A 17,557-nucleotide genomic window follows, 5' to 3' on the forward strand; every position below is an offset into this window, starting at 1 on the left:
GAATGAACGAATCCAGCGCTTCGACCAGCTTCAGGATCGCCGGCACACCGATGTCGCTCTGATCGCCGTCCAGCGCCAGACGCGCCGAACCATGGATGATCGGGGTGTCGTCGCCCGGGAAGTCGTACTTGCTCAGCAGCTCGCGCACTTCCATTTCGACCAGCTCGAGCAGCTCGGCGTCGTCGACCATGTCGGCCTTGTTCAGGAACACGACGATGTGCGGCACACCGACCTGACGCGAGAGCAGGATGTGCTCACGGGTCTGCGGCATCGGGCCGTCAGCGGCCGAGCACACCAGAATCGCGCCGTCCATCTGGGCCGCACCGGTGATCATGTTCTTGACGTAGTCGGCGTGGCCGGGGCAATCAACGTGCGCGTAGTGGCGGGTCGGGGATTCGTATTCGACGTGCGCGGTCGAAATCGTGATGCCGCGCGCCTTCTCTTCCGGCGCCGCGTCGATCGCGTCGTACGCCTTGAACTCACCACCGAAACGCTCGGCACCGATCTTGGTCAGCGCAGCGGTCAACGTGGTCTTGCCATGGTCAACGTGACCGATGGTGCCGACGTTCACGTGCGGCTTGGTGCGCTCGAATTTAGCTTTTGCCATGACTAACTACCTCTAATTGAAAAATTTGTGAGAAGCGGCTGAGCGAACTCAGCCCTTCTTGGTGACGGCGTCGGCGATGTTGGCCGGTGCCTCTTCGTAGTGGTCGAATTCCATCGAGAACGTCGCACGGCCCTGGCTCATCGAGCGCAGCGAAGTGGCGTAACCGAACATTTCACCCAACGGGATCATCGCGTTGATGATCTTGCCCGACGGGCTGTCGTCCTGACCCTGCAACACGCCACGACGGCGGCTCACGTCGCCCATCACGTCACCCAGGTAATCCTCCGGGCTGACGATTTCGACCTTCATGATCGGCTCCAGCAACACCGGGCTGGCTTTCGCGAAGCCCTGCTTGAACGCCATCGATGCAGCCAGCTTGAACGCCATTTCCGAGGAGTCGACGTCATGGTACGAGCCGAACACCAGCTTGACCTTCACCCCCACCACCGGGAAGCCGGCGATCGGACCACTGGTGATCGTCTCGCGCAGACCCTTCTCAACCGAGGGGATGAACTCCTTCGGAATGATGCCGCCGGTGATGTCGTTGACGAACAAGAAATCGTCTTTGACGTTGTCGCTCTTGCGCTCTTCTTCGGTCATCGGCGACAGCTCGATCACCACGTGACCGTACTGACCCTTACCACCGGACTGCTTGGCGTGCTTGTAATCAGACTTGACGTCGGACTTGCGGATCGTTTCGCGGTAGGCCACCTGCGGCTTGCCGACGTTGGCCTCGACATTGAACTCGCGACGCATGCGATCGACGATGATGTCCAGGTGCAACTCGCCCATGCCCGAGATGATGGTCTGGCCGGATTCCTCGTCGGTCTTGACGCGGAACGAGGGATCTTCCTGTGCCAGACGGCCCAGGGCCATGCCCATCTTTTCCTGGTCCGACTTGGTCTTCGGCTCCACCGCCATCGAGATCACAGGTTCCGGGAACACCATGCGCTCCAGGGTGATGATCTTGTCCTGCGCACACAGCGTGTCACCGGTGGTGACGTCCTTCAGACCCACGGCAGCGGCGATGTCGCCCGCGCGCACTTCCTTGATCTCTTCGCGATTGTTGGAGTGCATCTGCAGGATGCGGCCCACGCGCTCTTTCTTCGACTTGACCGGGTTGTAGACCTGGTCGCCGGAGTTCAGCGTGCCCGAGTAGACACGGAAGAACGTCAGCGAGCCCACGAACGGGTCGGTCATGATCTTGAACGCCAGCGCCGAGAACGGCGCGGTATCGGTCGCAGCGCGCGTGTCTTCCTTCTCGTCTTCGTCGATACCCTGCACCGGCGGACGGTCCGCCGGCGACGGCAGCAAATGCACGACGCCGTCGAGCATGGCCTGCACGCCCTTGTTCTTGAACGCCGAGCCGCAGAACACCGGCACGATCTCCACCTTCAAGGTGCGCTCGCGCAGACCCGACAGGATCTCCTGCTCGCTCAGGTCGCCCTCGTTGAGGTACTTGTCCATCAGGTCTTCGCTGGCTTCTGCAGCCGCTTCGACCATGAACGAACGTGCCTCGGTCGCGACATCGACCAGCTCGGCCGGAATGTCGCGGTATTCGAAGGTGGTGCCCTGCGATGCGGTATCCCAATGGATCGCCTTCATCTTCAGCAGGTCGACCACGCCCTCAAAGCCGTCTTCGGCGCCGATCGGCACCTGCATCGGCACGGCATAGGCACCCAGACGGGCCTTCAGCTGCTCAACGACCTTGTCGAAGTTGGCACCGGTACGGTCCATCTTGTTGACGAAGGCCATGCGCGGTACGGAATACTTGTTGGCCTGGCGCCACACGGTCTCGGACTGCGGCTGCACGCCACCCACGGCGCACAGCACGAACACCGCACCGTCGAGCACGCGCAAGGAGCGCTCCACTTCGATGGTGAAGTCGACGTGCCCGGGGGTGTCGATGATGTTGAAGCGGTGCTGCGGCATGGACTTGTCCATACCCGACCAGAACGCGGTGGTCGCAGCGGAGGTGATGGTGATACCACGCTCCTGCTCCTGCTCCATCCAGTCCATCACTGCAGCGCCGTCATGGACTTCGCCGATCTTGTGACTCACACCGGTGTAGAACAGGATGCGTTCGGACGTGGTGGTCTTGCCGGCATCGATGTGGGCCATGATGCCGAAGTTGCGGTAACGCTCGATAGGGGTGGTGCGGGCCACGGGGAGCCTCTCAATTTCTTGGATTTCGGATGGCCGAACGCCGCCTTTCGGCGGCCTTCGGATTGGATGCGACGCAAGATGCGTCGCAAACAGCACTCATATGGTGCTGAAGGGCCCCGTTACCAAGGCCCCCGAGGTCACCAGCGGTAATGTGCGAACGCCTTGTTCGCCTCCGCCATACGGTGGGTCTCTTCGCGCTTCTTGATCGCGCCGCCGCGGCTTTCCGAGGCGTCCAACAGTTCTGCAGCCAGCTTACGCGGCATGGTGTTCTCGCCACGCTTGCGCGCGGAATCGATCAACCAGCGCATCGCCAGCGCCATGCGACGGGAGGAACGCACTTCGACGGGCACCTGATAGGTAGCACCACCGACGCGACGCGATTTAACTTCGACAGCCGGGGCCACGTTGTCCAGTGCTTTCTGCACCAGTTCGATGGCATTCGGATTCTTTTCGCCAATGACGTCCATTGCGCCATAGACAATTTTCTCAGCAACCGACTTCTTGCCACTTTGCATCACCATGTTGATGAAGCGGGCAATGGTTTCGCTGCCATGCTTTGGATCTGGCAGGACGGTGCGCTGCGGAGTAGAACCTTTACGGGACATTTGAGTGTTTCCTTAGCTCTTCGGGCGCTTGGCGCCGTACTTGGAACGGCCTTGACGACGCTTGGCGACGCCGGCGGCGTCCAGCGAACCACGGACGGTGTGATAACGCACACCGGGAAGATCCTTGACGCGGCCACCGCGGATCAGGACCACGGAGTGCTCCTGCAGGTTGTGGCCTTCACCACCGATGTAGCTGATGACCTCTTCCTGATTCGTCAGACGCACCTTGGCGACTTTACGCAGGGCCGAGTTCGGCTTCTTCGGGGTAGTGGTATAGACGCGTGTGCAGACGCCACGGCGCTGCGGACACTTGTCCAGTGCCGGAGAGGCACTCTTGTAGGTGGTCGCTTGCCGAGGCTTGCGGACCAGCTGATTGATCGTCGTCATCAGTTGATTCTTCTGATTGATAGGCCGACACGGCCTGCACGAAAACAAAGGCAGGCCGAGACCGGCCCACCGAGACAGAGAAGTATAGCTGGCAGGAAGAAACTCCGTCAACTTCACGAAATCTGAACCTGCTGGCCCATCCAAGGCCGGAAAACGGAGGGCGTCCTGCCCTCCTTTTCGCTTGGCTTACGGCGATCTTGCGACCGCCGTCGGAGCGCTTACTCCTCGTCCGCGCCAGCGTCGGCCACTGCGGCGACCGGTTCGGCGACTGCCGGCTTGCCCGACAGCGTTTCCATTTCCGAGTCGGTCAGACCCGAGGCCTTGCGACGTCCGGCGTGGTACGCCAGACCCGTACCGGCCGGGATCAGGCGACCCACGATCACGTTTTCCTTCAGACCGCGCAGGTTGTCGCGGGTGCCGCGCACGGCTGCCTCGGTCAACACGCGGGTGGTCTCCTGGAACGATGCCGCCGAAATGAACGACTCGGTGGCCAGCGATGCCTTGGTGATACCCAGCAACACCGGATCGTACTTGGCCGGCAGTTCGTTGCGCTTGACCAGGCGGGCATTTTCCTCGATGACGCGCTGGCGCTCGACCTGCTCGCCGTTGAGGAACTTGCTGTTGCCCTGATCAACGATCTCGACCTTACGCAGCATCTGGCGAGTGATCACCTCGATGTGCTTGTCGTTGATCTTCACGCCCTGCAGGCGATACACGTCCTGGATTTCTTTGACCAGGTAAGCGGCCAGCGGTTCGACACCCAGCAGGCGCAGGATGTCCTGCGGGCTCGGCTCGCCGTCCACCACGGTCTCGCCCTTGGTCACGTGTTCGCCTTCGAACACGATGATCTGGCGGTACTTGGGAATCAGCTCTTCGTGTTCCGAACCATCGGTATCCTTGATGATCAGGCGCTGCTTGCCCTTGGTGTCCTTACCGAAGCTGATGATGCCCGAGCGTTCTGCCAGGATCGCCGGGTCCTTCGGCTTGCGTGCTTCGAACAAGTCGGCAACGCGCGGCAGACCACCGGTGATGTCGCGGGTCTTGGACGCTTCCTGCGGGATCTTGGCAACCACGTCGCCCACGCCGACGGCAGCGCCGTCCTGCAGGTTGACGATGGAACGCGGCGGCAACAGGTACTGGGCCGGCAGATCCGTGTTCGGAATCGTTAGGTCGTTGCCCTTGGCATCGACGATGCGCACGATCGGACGCAGCTCCTTGGCCTGTGCGCCGCGACGCTTCGGGTCGGTGATTTCGCGCGACGCCAGACCGGTCAGCTCGTCGGTCTTCTCGATGACGGTGACGCCGTCGACGAAGTCGATGAAGCGGATGAAACCGGCCACTTCCGACACGATCGGGTGGTTATGCGGATCCCAGTTGGCAACGCTCTGCCCGGCCTTGACCGCATCGCCGTCTTTGGCGGTGATGGTCGCGCCGTACGGCAGCTTGTAACGCTCGCGCTCGCGGCCATGGCCATCGAGCACGGACAGTTCGCCAGAACGCGAGACCGCAACCAGCGAACCGCTGGCATGCGCCACCGACTTGAGGTTGTTGAACTTGACCGAACCGGTGGTCTTGACGGTGATGTTGTCCACCGCAGCCGCACGCGACGCCGCACCACCGATGTGGAACGTACGCATGGTCAGCTGGGTACCCGGCTCACCGATCGACTGCGCAGCGATGACGCCGACCGCTTCGCCGATGTTGACCTGGTGACCACGTGCGAGATCGCGGCCGTAGCAGCGTGCGCACACGCCGAACGAGGATTCGCAGCTGATGGTCGAACGCACCTTCACCGACTGCACGCTGGCGTCTTCGAGCTTGGCCACCCAGGCTTCGTCGAGCAGCGTGTTGCGGGTGACGATCGGCTCTTCGTCGTTGCCCGGCAGGTACACGTCCTCGGCCACCACGCGGCCCAGCACGCGCTCGCGCAACGGCTCGACCACGTCGCCACCTTCCACGATCGGGGTCATGATCAACCCTTCAGTGGTGCCGCAATCGATTTCGGTGATCACCACGTCCTGCGCCACGTCGACCAGGCGGCGGGTCAGGTAACCGGAGTTCGCCGTCTTCAGCGCGGTATCGGCCAGACCCTTACGGGCACCGTGGGTGGAGTTGAAGTACTCCTGCACGTTCAGGCCTTCGCGGAAGTTCGCCTTGATGGGCGTCTCGATGATCGAACCGTCCGGACGCGCCATCAGGCCGCGCATACCGGCCAGCTGACGGATCTGCGCCTGGCTACCACGGGCACCGGAGTCGGCCATGATGTACAGCGAGTTCATCGACTTCTGGTCGATGGTCTCCCCCTTGGCGTTCTCGACCTTTTCGGTACCGATGGTGTCCATCATCGCCTTGGCGATGCGCTCGCTGGTCCGCGACCAGATGTCCACGACCTTGTTGTAGCGCTCGCCGGCGGTGACCAGACCCGACTGGTACTGCTCCTGGATTTCCAGCACTTCGGCTTCGGCCTCGGTGAGGATGCCCTTCTTCTCGTCGGGGATCAGCATGTCGTCGATACCGATCGACACGCCGGCGCGGGTCGCGTAGGCGTAGCCGGTGTACATCAGCTTGTCGGCGAACACGACGGTGTCCTTCAAGCCCAGCAGACGGTAGCTGGAGTTGATCAGGCGCGAGATGTTCTTCTTGGTCATCTCGGTGTTGGCCAGCTGGAACGGCAGGCCTTCAGGCAGGATTTCGCTCAGCAGCGCACGACCGACCGTGGTATCCACGATCGAGGTGCCGCTACTGCGCTTGCCGCCGGCTTCCACGTCCACCTGGGTGATGCGCACCTTGACCTTGGCGTGCAGTTCGACCACGCGGTTGTCGTAGGCGCGCTTCACTTCGCTGGTGTTGGCGAACACCATGCCTTCGCCCTTCTTGTTCTCCAGGGCGCGGCTCATGTAGTACAGACCCAACACCACGTCCTGCGACGGCACGATGATCGGCTCGCCGTTGGCCGGCGACAGGATGTTGTTGGTGGACATCATCAACGCACGCGCTTCCAGCTGGGCTTCCAGCGAGAGCGGAACGTGGACAGCCATCTGGTCGCCGTCGAAGTCGGCGTTGAAGGCCGTACAGACCAGCGGATGCAGCTGGATGGCCTTGCCTTCGATCAACACCGGCTCGAACGCCTGGATGCCCAGGCGGTGCAGGGTCGGCGCGCGGTTCAACAGCACCGGATGCTCGCGAATCACTTCTTCCAGGATGTCCCAGACTTCGGCTTCTTCGCGCTCGACCAGCTTCTTGGCGGCCTTGATGGTGGTGGCCAAACCACGACGCTGCAGCTTGGCGAACACGAACGGCTTGAACAGCTCGAGCGCCATCTTCTTCGGCAGGCCGCACTGGTGCAGCTTGAGGTACGGACCGACGGTGATGACCGAACGGCCGGAATAGTCCACGCGCTTGCCGAGCAGGTTCTGACGGAACCGGCCCTGCTTGCCCTTGATCATGTCGGCCAGCGACTTCAGCGGACGCTTGTTAGTGCCGGTGATGGCACGACCGCGACGGCCGTTGTCCAGCAGCGCATCGACCGATTCCTGCAGCATGCGCTTTTCGTTGCGCACGATGATGTCCGGAGCATTGAGCTCCAGCAGGCGACGCAGACGGTTGTTACGGTTGATCACGCGGCGGTACAGATCGTTCAGATCCGAGGTCGCGAAGCGGCCGCCATCCAGCGGCACCAGCGGACGCAGATCCGGCGGCAGCACCGGCAGCACGGTCATGACCATCCACTCCGGACGGTTACCCGATTCCAGGAAGGCTTCGATCAGCTTGATGCGCTTGGTCAAACGCTTGAGCTTGGTTTCCGAACCGGTGCTGGCGATTTCCTCGCGCAGACGGGTCATTTCCGATTGCAGGTCGATCGTGCGCAGCAGCTCATACACGGCCTCGGCGCCCATGGCGGCGTCGAAGTCGTCGTTGTACTCCTGGCGCGCGGTCAGATACTGCTCTTCGGTCAGCAGCTGGCGGCGCTCGAGCGGGGTCAGGCCCGGCTCGGTGACGACATAGGCTTCGAAGTACAGCACGCGCTCGATGTCACGCAGGGTCATGTCCAGCATCAAGCCAATGCGCGACGGCAGCGACTTGAGGAACCAGATGTGCGCCACCGGCGAGGCCAGGTCGATGTGGCCCATGCGCTCGCGGCGCACCTTGGCCAGGGTCACTTCGGTGCCGCACTTTTCGCAGACCACGCCACGGTGCTTCATGCGCTTGTACTTGCCGCACAGGCACTCGTAGTCCTTGATCGGTCCGAAGATGGCGGCGCAGAACAGGCCGTCACGCTCGGGCTTGAAGGTCCGGTAGTTGATGGTTTCGGGCTTCTTCACTTCGCCGTAGGACCACGAACGGATCAGGTCCGGCGACGCCAACGCGATCTTGATCGCGTCGAAATCCAGCGTCTGGCGCTGCTGATTGAAGAGGTTGAGCAGGTCTTTCATTTGATATCTCCGGGTCGGAGGAATTTCGTATCTGAGATGAAACGCGAACAGCTTCGATCGGGACTGGAATCAGGGACCGTCCCCCGGAAGAACGCACGCGCTGAGCGCTCGCCTCTTCCGGGTTGCCGGCCCCTGACCGGGCCCGGCTCTTACTCTTCCAGTTCCATGTTGATCGCCAGCGAGCGGATTTCCTTCACCAACACGTTGAAGGATTCCGGCATGCCCGCGACCATCTCGTGCTCACCATCGACGATGTTCTTGTACATCTGGTTGCGGCCCTGCACGTCGTCGGACTTCACCGTCAGCATTTCCTGCAGGGTGTAGGCCGCGCCGTAGGCTTCCAGCGCCCAGACTTCCATTTCGCCGAAGCGCTGACCACCGAACTGCGCCTTGCCGCCCAGCGGCTGCTGGGTCACCAGCGAGTACGGGCCCGTCGAGCGCGCATGCATCTTGTCGTCGACCAAGTGGTTCAACTTCAGGTAATGCATGTAGCCGACCGTGGTCTTGCGATCGAACGCTTCGCCAGTACGACCGTCGTACAGCTGGGTCTGACCGCTCTGCGGCAGGTCGGCCAGCTCCAGCATGCGCTTGATTTCCGCTTCGCTGGCGCCGTCGAACACCGGGGTGGCCATCGGCACGCCGTCGATCAGGTTCTTGCCCAGGTTGAGCAATTCCTCATCGCTGAACTGCGACAGGTCCACGCGCTGTGCATTGATCGCGTTGTCGTGGTTGTAGATGTCGTTGAGGAACTTGCGCAGTTCGCTGACGGCGGCTTGGGCTTCCAGCATGCGCTGGATCTTGCGACCCAGACCCTTGGCGGCCCAACCCAGATGCACTTCCAGAATCTGGCCGATGTTCATACGCGACGGCACGCCGAGCGGGTTCAACACGATGTCGACCGACTCGCCGGTGGCCATGTACGGCATGTCTTCCACGGGCACCACGTTGGAGACCACACCCTTGTTGCCGTGGCGGCCTGCCATCTTGTCGCCCGGCTGGATGCGGCGCTTCACGGCCAGGAACACCTTGACCATCTTCAGCACGCCCGGTGCGAGGTCGTCGCCCTGGGTGATCTTGCCGCGCTTGTCGGCGAAGCGTGCCTCGAATTCCTTCTCGTGCGCCTGGATCTGCTTCTGCGCACGCTCGATGGCGTCGGCAGCGTCTTCGTCCTTCATGCGCAGCTGGAACCAATCGGACTTCTTCAGCCCGTCCAGGTACGCGTCGGTGACGGTGTCGCCCTTCTTCAGGTTCGCGCCGCCGTTTGTGACCTTACCCACGATCTGCGAGCGCAGACGCGCGTAGATGGCCGCTTCCAGAATGCGGAACTGGTCGTCGAAGTCCTTCTTGACGCGCTTGATTTCAGACTCTTCGATCTGACGCGCACGCTTGTCCTTCTCGATGCCGTCGCGGGTGAAGACCTGAACGTCGATGACGGTGCCGTCCATGCCCGGGGGCACGCGCAGCGAGCTGTCCTTCACGTCGGACGCCTTCTCGCCGAAAATCGCACGCAGCAGCTTTTCTTCCGGGGTCAGCTGGCTTTCGCCTTTCGGCGTGACCTTGCCGACCATGATGTCGCCGGCGCGCACTTCTGCACCGATGTACACCACGCCGCTTTCATCCAGACGGTTCAAGGCCTGCTCGGACACGTTCGGGATGTCGGCGGAAATTTCCTCCGGCCCCAACTTGGTGTCGCGCGCAACGCAGGTCAGCTCTTCGATGTGGATCGTGGTGTAACGATCCTCTTCCACCACGCGCTCGGAGAGCAGGATGGAGTCTTCGAAGTTGTAGCCGTTCCACGGCATGAACGCGATCAGCATGTTCTGGCCCAGCGCCAGCTCACCGATGTCGGTGGACGGGCCGTCGGCCAGCACGTCGCCGCGCGCGATCACGTCGCCCACATTCACCAACGGACGCTGGTTGATGCAGGTGTTCTGGTTGGAGCGGGTGTACTTGATCAGGTTGTAGATATCCACGCCGGCATCGGTGCCGCCGCCGATTTCTGCCTCATTGACCTTGACCACGATGCGGGCTGCGTCGATCTGCTCGATCACGCCACCACGCAGCGCATTGACGGTCACGCCCGAGTCGCGCGCAACCGCGCGCTCGATGCCGGTACCGACCAGCGGCTTCTGCGAACGCAGCGTCGGCACGGCCTGGCGCTGCATGTTGGCGCCCATCAGTGCGCGGTTGGCGTCGTCGTGCTCGAGGAACGGCACCAGCGCCGCTGCGACCGACACGGTCTGCATCGGCGAAACGTCCATGAAGTGCACTTCGGACGGCGGCTTCAGCAGCGATTCGCCCTGGAACCGGCACGGCACGAACTGCTCGGTAAGCATGTTCTTGGCATCGGTCAGCGCGTTCGCCTGGGCGATCACGTACTCGTTTTCTTCGATCGCCGACAGGTATTCGACGTCGTCGGAGACCTTGCCGTCCAGCACCTTACGGTACGGCGTCTCGAGGAAGCCGTACTGGTTGGTGCGGGCGAATACGGCCAGCGAGTTGATCAGGCCGATGTTCGGGCCTTCCGGCGTTTCGATGGTGCAGACGCGGCCGTAATGGGTCGGGTGCACGTCGCGCACTTCGAAACCGGCGCGTTCGCGGGTCAGACCGCCCGGACCCAGCGCGGAGACGCGACGCTTGTGCGTCACTTCCGACAGCGGGTTGTTCTGGTCCATGAACTGCGACAGCTGCGAGGAGCCGAAGAATTCCTTGATCGCGGCAGCCACCGGCTTGGCGTTGATCAGTTCCTGCGGGGTCAGGCCTTCGGACTCGGCCATCGACAGACGCTCCTTGACCGCGCGCTCGACGCGGACCAGGCCCACGCGGAACACGTTCTCGGCCATTTCGCCGACCGAACGCACGCGACGGTTGCCCAGGTGATCGATGTCATCGACCACGCCGCGACCGTTGCGGATTTCGGTGAGCACCTTGATCACTTCCAGGATGTCGGAGGTGTCGGCGTGCTCGGCAACCAGACGCTTGGATTCTTCGTCGTTACGCTCGGCAAAGTACTTCTTGTCGTACAGCACCGACTCGCCCAGCACGTCCTTGCGGCCGACGCGACGGTTGAACTTCATGCGGCCGACCGTGGACAGGTCGTAGCGCTCGAAGGTGAAGAACAGGTTGTGGAACAGATTCTGCGCCGCTTCCTTGGTCGGCGGCTCGCCCGGACGCATCATGCGGTAGATTTCGACCAGCGCTTCCAGCTGCGTCTTGGTCGGATCGATGCGCAAGGTGTTGGAGAGGTACGGACCACGATCCAGATCGTTCACCCACAGGGTGCCAACCGCATCGACGCCCGCCTTGCGGAAGGCAGCCAGCTGGTCTTCGTTGATCTCGTCGTTGGCATTGGCCAGCAGTTCGCCGGTGGAGCCATCGACCACGTCGTGCGACAGGATGCGGCCGACCAGGTAGTCGTCCGGCACGGCCAGCGCGGCAACGCCGGCGGCTTCCAGTTGCTTGACGTGACGCGCAGTGATGCGCTTGCCCGCCTCCACGATGACCTTGTCGCCGTCGGCCAGGTCGAAGTTCAGCGTTTCACCACGCAGACGCTCCGGCACCAGCTCCAGCTGCACGCCTTCGTCCGGGTTGATGTGGAAGGTGTTGATCTCGAAGAACTCGGCCAGCATCTCTTCGTTGCTGTAGCCAAGCGCGCGCAGCAGGATCGACACCGGCAGCTTGCGGCGACGGTCGATACGGGTGAACAGCGCATCCTTCGGGTCGAACTCGAAATCCAGCCAGGAACCGCGGTACGGAATGATGCGGGCGCTGTACAGCAGCTTGCCCGAGCTGTGGGTCTTGCCACGGTCGTGATCGAAGAACACGCCCGGCGAGCGGTGCAGCTGCGAGACGATCACGCGCTCGGTGCCGTTGACGATGAAGGTACCGTTGCCGGTCATCAGCGGAATTTCGCCGAGATAGACCTCCTGCTCCTTCACGTACTTGATCGCCTTGGTCGACGACTCGCGGTCGTAGATCACCAAGCGCACGGTCACGCGCAGCGGCGCGCCATAGCTCATGCCGCGCTGACGGCATTCACGCTCGTCAAACACCGGCTGACCCAACTTGTAACCGACGTACTCCAGCGCAGCGTTGCCGCTGTAGCTGGAAATCGGGAACACCGACTTCAATGCCGCGTGCAGACCGAGGTCCTTACGCTTGTTCGGCTCCACGTCTTCCTGCAGGAATTCGCGGTAGGAATCCACCTGGATGGCAAGCAGAAACGGCACTTCGAGGATCGAGCGCTGCTTACCGAAGTCCTTGCGGATACGCTTTTTTTCGGTGAACGAATAAGACGTCATGAGGTCTTCACCCTAGGCTGCGGGGGCCACATCGCGGCGGCCCTGAAATAACAAAACTGAACCCGCGCACATGGATGTGCGCTGCTCTTGTGAGGGACTCACATTCAAGTTGTCAGTTGGAAGTCGCTGGTATTGCCGGCACCAGCACGCCTTCTCCCGCTACTTCCAACTACCAACTCGATGAGGCGAGGATTGGGGATGAAGGGATTGGGGATTAGCGAAGGCTGCCTTCGAATCCCGAATGCCGAATCTCAAATCCCGGCTTTCCATCAACGGCCAAAGGCCGGGAGCTTTACGCTCCCAGCCTTCAGTGCATCACCATGAAACGCTGGCGATGCAAAGTGTTGCTTACTTGATTTCGACAGTCGCGCCAGCTTCGGTCAGTTCCTTCTTGATCTTCTCGGCTTCGTCCTTCGAAGCGCCTTCCTTCAGCATGCCACCGGCTTCGGTCAGATCCTTGGCTTCCTTCAGACCCAGGCCGGTCAAGGCGCGGACGGCCTTAATGACGCCGACCTTGTTGGTGCCACAGTTGGTCAGCACCACGTTGAACTCGGTCTGCTCTTCGACCACGGCGGCCGGGCCAGCTGCAGCAGCAGCGACCGGGGCAGCGGCGGAGACGCCGAACTTTTCTTCGATGGCCTTGACCAGCTCCATCACTTCCATCAGGGACTTCTCGGCGATGGCGTCGACGATCTGTTCGTTGGTAAGGGACATTGTGATTACCTTATAAATGATTTTCTGGATTGGGGTTCTAGCGAACGCTAGGACATCAAGCTTCGGCAGTCTCGGCGACCGGCGCGGCGGCTTCGTCGCCACCACCCTGCTTGTCGCCAACGGCCTTGACGGCACGGGCGAACATCGCAGCCGGTTCGGACAGCACGCGGGCCAGCATGGCCAGGGCCTGGTCACGGGTCGGCAGCGAGGCCAACACGTCGACGTGTCCAGCCGGGAACAGTTCCCCGCCGATGGACACGACCTTGGCCTGCAGCTTGTCGTTGCTCTTGGCAAATTCCTTGATCAGGCGACCGGCTGCGCCGGGCTCCTCCATCGAAAACGCATACAGCAAAGGACCAACCAGCTTGTCAGCAGCGACAGCGAAATCAGTACCTTCAACGGCACGCGCAGCCAGGGTGTTCTTGACAACTTTCAAGAACACGCCGGTTTCGCGGGCCTGCTTACGCATCGCGGTCATCTGGGAGACCGTGGTGCCAGCGTATTCGGCGGCGATCAGGGAGTGGGCCTTGGCGGCGATGTCTGCCAGCTCGGCGACTACTTCTTGCTTCTGGGACAGATTGAGAGCCATTGCACTCCTCCGTTAAAGCCGGTATTCGGGATTGGTGATTCAGGATTCGCCAGAGCCGTGAAGCAGCCTGCAAATCCCAATGCCGAATCGCTAATCCCGGCTTCAAACTACTCCGCTCGCGGCTCCTGCCGGTCGCGGTCCAGGGCAGCCTCCTTCCTGGAAGCCGGGAACATCGACCGATGTTCCTTTGGTGGCCGTTCTAGACCTGGAGTGGACTCGATCCGGGATGTCCCAGACGCGCGTAAACCAGAAAGCTCCAGAAGGGTGACACCATCTACGCCGGCCGGCTCGAAACGAACCAATTAAGCGATCCCGCTGCATCGACGGCGACTCCTTGCCAGTACGAGCATCCCTGCCCGTCGTCGATCTGCGCTGACCGCGCCTGCGGTCTTTGACGGCTACCGTCGGACGTGCCGGCGATCGCCTTCAAAATGTCCGTTGCCCAAAGGAGGGAACGGACTCCCAGCACACGGTGACCCGGGCCGGAAAAACAATGCTGTACTGCCAAATACGTCAGGCGCATGACGCCGGACGCATTCGCTTACTTCAGCGACAGGCTCGACTGGTCGACCGTCACGCCCGGACCCATGGTCGAGCTGACCGAGACCTTCTGCAGGTAGGTACCCTTCGAGGTCGCCGGCTTGGCCTTGACCAGATCCAGCAACAGCGCCTGCAGGTTCGACTTCAGCGCTTCGTCGTCGAAGCTGGCCTTGCCGATGGTGCAGTGGATGATGCCGGCCTTGTCGGTGCGGTAGCGCACCTGGCCCGACTTGGCATTCTTGACCGCCTCGCCCGGATTGGCCGACACGGTGCCGACCTTCGGGTTCGGCATCAAGCCGCGCGGACCCAGCAGGGTGCCCAGCTTACCGACGACGCGCATGGCGTCCGGGGTCGCGATGACCACGTCATAGTTCAGATCGCCGGCCTGCATCTTCTCGGCCAGGTCGTCCATGCCCACCGCCTCGGCGCCAGCGGCCAGAGCTTCGTCAGCCTTGGCGCCTGCCGGTGCGAACACTGCGACGCGCACGCTCTTGCCGGTACCGGCCGGCAGCACGGTGGAACCGCGCACCTGCTGGTCGGACTTCTTGGCGTCCACACCCAGGCGCACGGCAACGTCGATCGACTCGACGAACTTCGCCTTGGTGGCGGTCTTCAGGATCTTGATTGCGTCTTCGAAGGCATAGGTCTTGCCCGGAACGACAGCGGCCGTAATGGCCTTAACGCGCTTGCTCTGTGCCATCTCTTAGCCCTCCACCGTCAAACCCATGCTGCGGGCAGAACCCGCAATCGTGCGCACCGCCGCTTCCAGTTCGGCTGCCGTCAAATCGGCTTCCTTGACCTTGGCGATCTCTTCCAGCTGCTTGCGCGTCACCTTACCCACCTTGTCGGTGTTAGGACGCTTCGAGCCGGAGCTCACGCCTGCGGCCTTCTTGAGCAGCACGCTGGCCGGGGTGCTCTTGGTGACGAACGTGAAGGTACGGTCGGAATACGCGGTGATGATCACCGGCGTCGGCAGACCCGGCTCCAGCTTCGCCGTCGCGGCGTTGAATGCCTTGCAGAATTCCATGATGTTCAGACCGCGCTGACCCAGTGCAGGGCCAACCGGCGGCGCAGGGTTGGCCTGACCGGCCTTGACCTGCAACTTGATGAAAGCAGTAATCTTCTTAGCCATTTCAATACTCTCCGGGTGCTAGCGCCTGACCTGCAGGCTCCCCATCGGACCGGGATTCACGTGTCCCGGCTTCACGCTTGTTGACCGCACACAGACGGCCGCCATGCGGCAGCCATTGGTTCCAGGCGGTTCGCCAAGACAGCGAGCCGCGCACTATAGCAGCATTTGGGGCGAGCGCCTAGCCGGCGCCCACAAGGTCAGCCCTTCTCGACCTGACCGAATTCGAGCTCGACCGGCGTGGAGCGGCCGAAGATGAGCACGGCAACACGCAGCCTGCTCTTTTCGTAATTGACTTCCTCGACGACGCCGTTGAAGTCGTTGAAGGGACCCTCGGTGACGCGCACCATCTGGCCCGGCTCGAACAATACCTTCGGACGCGGCTTCTCGACGCCATCTTGCACACGCTGCAGGATCGCATCCGCCTCTTCGTCGCGGATCGGCAGAGGACGGTCGGCGGTGCCGCCAATGAAACCCATCACCTTGGAAGTTTCCTTCACCAGGTGCCAGCTTTCGTTGTCGATGCGCGGAATACCGGCTTCTTCATGCGTTTCGATCTGCACCAGCACGTAGCCGGGGAAGAACTTGCGCTCGGACCGACGCTTCTGGCCGGCGCGCATTTCGATGACCTCTTCGGTCGGCACCAGCACGTCGCCGAAACGATCTTCCATCTCGGCACGCGCGATACGGTCGCGCAATGCCTGCGCAACGGATTTTTCGAAGCCTGAATAGGCGTGAACGACATACCAACGCTTCACTGCTTGATTCTCCTCAACGAGCCAGGAACCACTGCGTGAGCTTCTGGATGACAAAGTCGAAGCCGCCCAACAGCAAACTCAGAATGATTACAACAACAATGACGACCCAGGTGGTGCGGATAGCTTCCTGGCGCGTCGGCCAGACAACCTTACGCAACTCGAACCTGGACTCGGACAGGAATTCGCGGGTCTCCCGGCCCTTGCCGGTACCCAAAAACACAAATGCACCCGCCACCAACCCGACGATGACAGCCAACGCACGCAGTTGCGGCGTCCACGCGCCCAGCTGGGTCGCGCGTTCGGGAGCGGAAAACCAGAACCACAAAAAAAGCCCCGCAACCACCAGGGCAGCGGAGACAACGTACTTAACGACATCAGCGCTAGAGGACGCGCTCTTGGAAGGCTCGATTTTGCTATTCATCCGGCTCTAGTTACCGATCTGACCCGAGTCGCTGGGCCGGAAAGAGGAGTGGCACGCCAGGAGGGACTCGAACCCCCAACCTGCGGTTTTGGAGACCGCTGCTCTGCCAATTGAGCTACTGGCGTATGTACTCGTTTACCGCAAACCCTAAGACAACGAAGGCGGACCGCGGTTCAGCCGGCCCGCCATTCGTTTGAATCCAGCCGCCAACAGGCGGCTGGATGCAGGCACTTACTTGATGATCTTGGCAACCACGCCGGCACCGACGGTACGACCGCCTTCACGGATGGCGAAGCGCAGACCCTCGTCCATCGCGACCGGGTTGATCAGGGTCACGACCATCTTCACGTTGTCGCCCGGCATCACCATTTCCACGCCTTCCGGCAACTGGCAAGCGCCAGTGATGTCGGTGGTGCGGAAGTAGAACTGCGGACGGTAGCCCTTGAAGAACGGGGTATGACGGCCACCCTCGTCCTTGGACAGGACGTAGACTTCGGCTTCGAACTCCGTGTGCGGCTTGATCGAACCCGGCTTGCACAGCACCTGGCCGCGCTCGACGTCGTCACGCTTGGTGCCGCGCAGCAGCAGACCGGCGTTGTCGCCTGCCTGACCCTGGTCCAGCAGCTTGCGGAACATTTCCACGCCGGTGACGGTGGTCTTCTGCGTATCGCGGATACCGACGATTTCGATTTCGTCGCCCACCTTGATGATGCCGCGCTCGATACGACCGGTCACCACGGTGCCGCGGCCGGAGATCGAGAACACGTCTTCGACCGGCATCAGGAACGGACGGTCGACGTCGCGGGTCGGCTCGGGAATGAACGAATCCAGCGCTTCAACCAGCTTCAGGATCGCCGGCACACCGATGTCGCTCTGATCGCCGTCCAGCGCCAGACGCGCCGAACCA

At 62.0% G+C, this 17,557-nt stretch carries 13 protein-coding genes and 1 tRNA gene; all 14 read right to left on the reverse strand.

Annotation, left to right across the window (positions count from 1 at the left end):
• The coding region (locus J7367_RS21070; protein WP_209028970.1) for a GTP-binding protein at positions 1-607 on the reverse strand (607 nt) is incomplete at its 3' end.
• A 48-nt stretch (positions 608-655) separates the two neighbouring features.
• Positions 656-2,773: an elongation factor G gene (gene fusA / locus J7367_RS21075; protein ID WP_057663920.1), complete on the reverse strand. Its 2,118-nt coding sequence runs from the start codon at positions 2,771-2,773 to the stop codon at positions 656-658.
• Positions 2,774-2,910: 137 nt separating this feature from the next.
• A complete protein-coding gene (gene rpsG, locus J7367_RS21080; RefSeq protein WP_005917592.1) occupies positions 2,911-3,378 on the reverse strand; it encodes a 30S ribosomal protein S7 in 468 nt (155 codons plus the stop codon).
• A gap of 12 nt (positions 3,379-3,390) precedes the next feature.
• Positions 3,391-3,765: a 30S ribosomal protein S12 gene (rpsL, locus tag J7367_RS21085; protein WP_002811712.1), complete on the reverse strand. Its 375-nt coding sequence runs from the start codon at positions 3,763-3,765 to the stop codon at positions 3,391-3,393.
• Between the two features lie 218 nt (positions 3,766-3,983).
• Positions 3,984-8,198 (reverse strand): DNA-directed RNA polymerase subunit beta', encoded by a 4,215-nt coding sequence (rpoC, locus tag J7367_RS21090; protein ID WP_003486736.1) that lies wholly within the window; start codon positions 8,196-8,198, stop codon positions 3,984-3,986.
• A gap of 149 nt (positions 8,199-8,347) precedes the next feature.
• A complete protein-coding gene (gene rpoB, locus J7367_RS21095) occupies positions 8,348-12,499 on the reverse strand; it encodes a DNA-directed RNA polymerase subunit beta (protein ID WP_057663917.1) in 4,152 nt (1,383 codons plus the stop codon).
• Positions 12,500-12,847: 348 nt separating this feature from the next.
• Entirely contained in the window at positions 12,848-13,213 is a 366-nt protein-coding gene (gene rplL, locus J7367_RS21100) for a 50S ribosomal protein L7/L12 (protein WP_057663915.1), read from the reverse strand.
• 55 nt (positions 13,214-13,268) lie between these two features.
• A complete protein-coding gene (gene rplJ, locus J7367_RS21105; RefSeq protein ID WP_005930748.1) occupies positions 13,269-13,802 on the reverse strand; it encodes a 50S ribosomal protein L10 in 534 nt (177 codons plus the stop codon).
• 541 nt (positions 13,803-14,343) lie between these two features.
• On the reverse strand, positions 14,344-15,042 hold the full coding sequence (rplA, locus tag J7367_RS21110) for a 50S ribosomal protein L1 (protein WP_003486747.1): 699 nt from the start codon (positions 15,040-15,042) through the stop codon (positions 14,344-14,346).
• 3 nt (positions 15,043-15,045) lie between these two features.
• Positions 15,046-15,474 (reverse strand): 50S ribosomal protein L11, encoded by a 429-nt coding sequence (rplK, locus tag J7367_RS21115; protein WP_007968862.1) that lies wholly within the window; start codon positions 15,472-15,474, stop codon positions 15,046-15,048.
• A gap of 197 nt (positions 15,475-15,671) precedes the next feature.
• Positions 15,672-16,229, reverse strand: coding sequence for a transcription termination/antitermination protein NusG (gene nusG, locus J7367_RS21120; protein ID WP_005917584.1), 558 nt, complete (start codon positions 16,227-16,229; stop codon positions 15,672-15,674).
• A gap of 13 nt (positions 16,230-16,242) precedes the next feature.
• The gene (gene secE, locus J7367_RS21125; RefSeq protein ID WP_057663914.1) at positions 16,243-16,650 is read right to left on the reverse strand and encodes a preprotein translocase subunit SecE; all 408 of its coding nucleotides are present in this window, start codon (positions 16,648-16,650) and stop codon (positions 16,243-16,245) included.
• Positions 16,651-16,699: 49 nt separating this feature from the next.
• Positions 16,700-16,775: transfer RNA gene (locus J7367_RS21130), tRNA-Trp, on the reverse strand.
• A gap of 106 nt (positions 16,776-16,881) precedes the next feature.
• Positions 16,882-17,557: EF-Tu/IF-2/RF-3 family GTPase (locus J7367_RS21135; protein WP_209028999.1), on the reverse strand; the 676-nt coding region annotated here is incomplete at its 5' end.

It is taken from the genome of Xanthomonas sp. D-36-1 (assembly GCF_017746155.1).
In the GTDB taxonomy this organism is placed as follows: domain Bacteria; phylum Pseudomonadota; class Gammaproteobacteria; order Xanthomonadales; family Xanthomonadaceae; genus Xanthomonas; species Xanthomonas cissicola.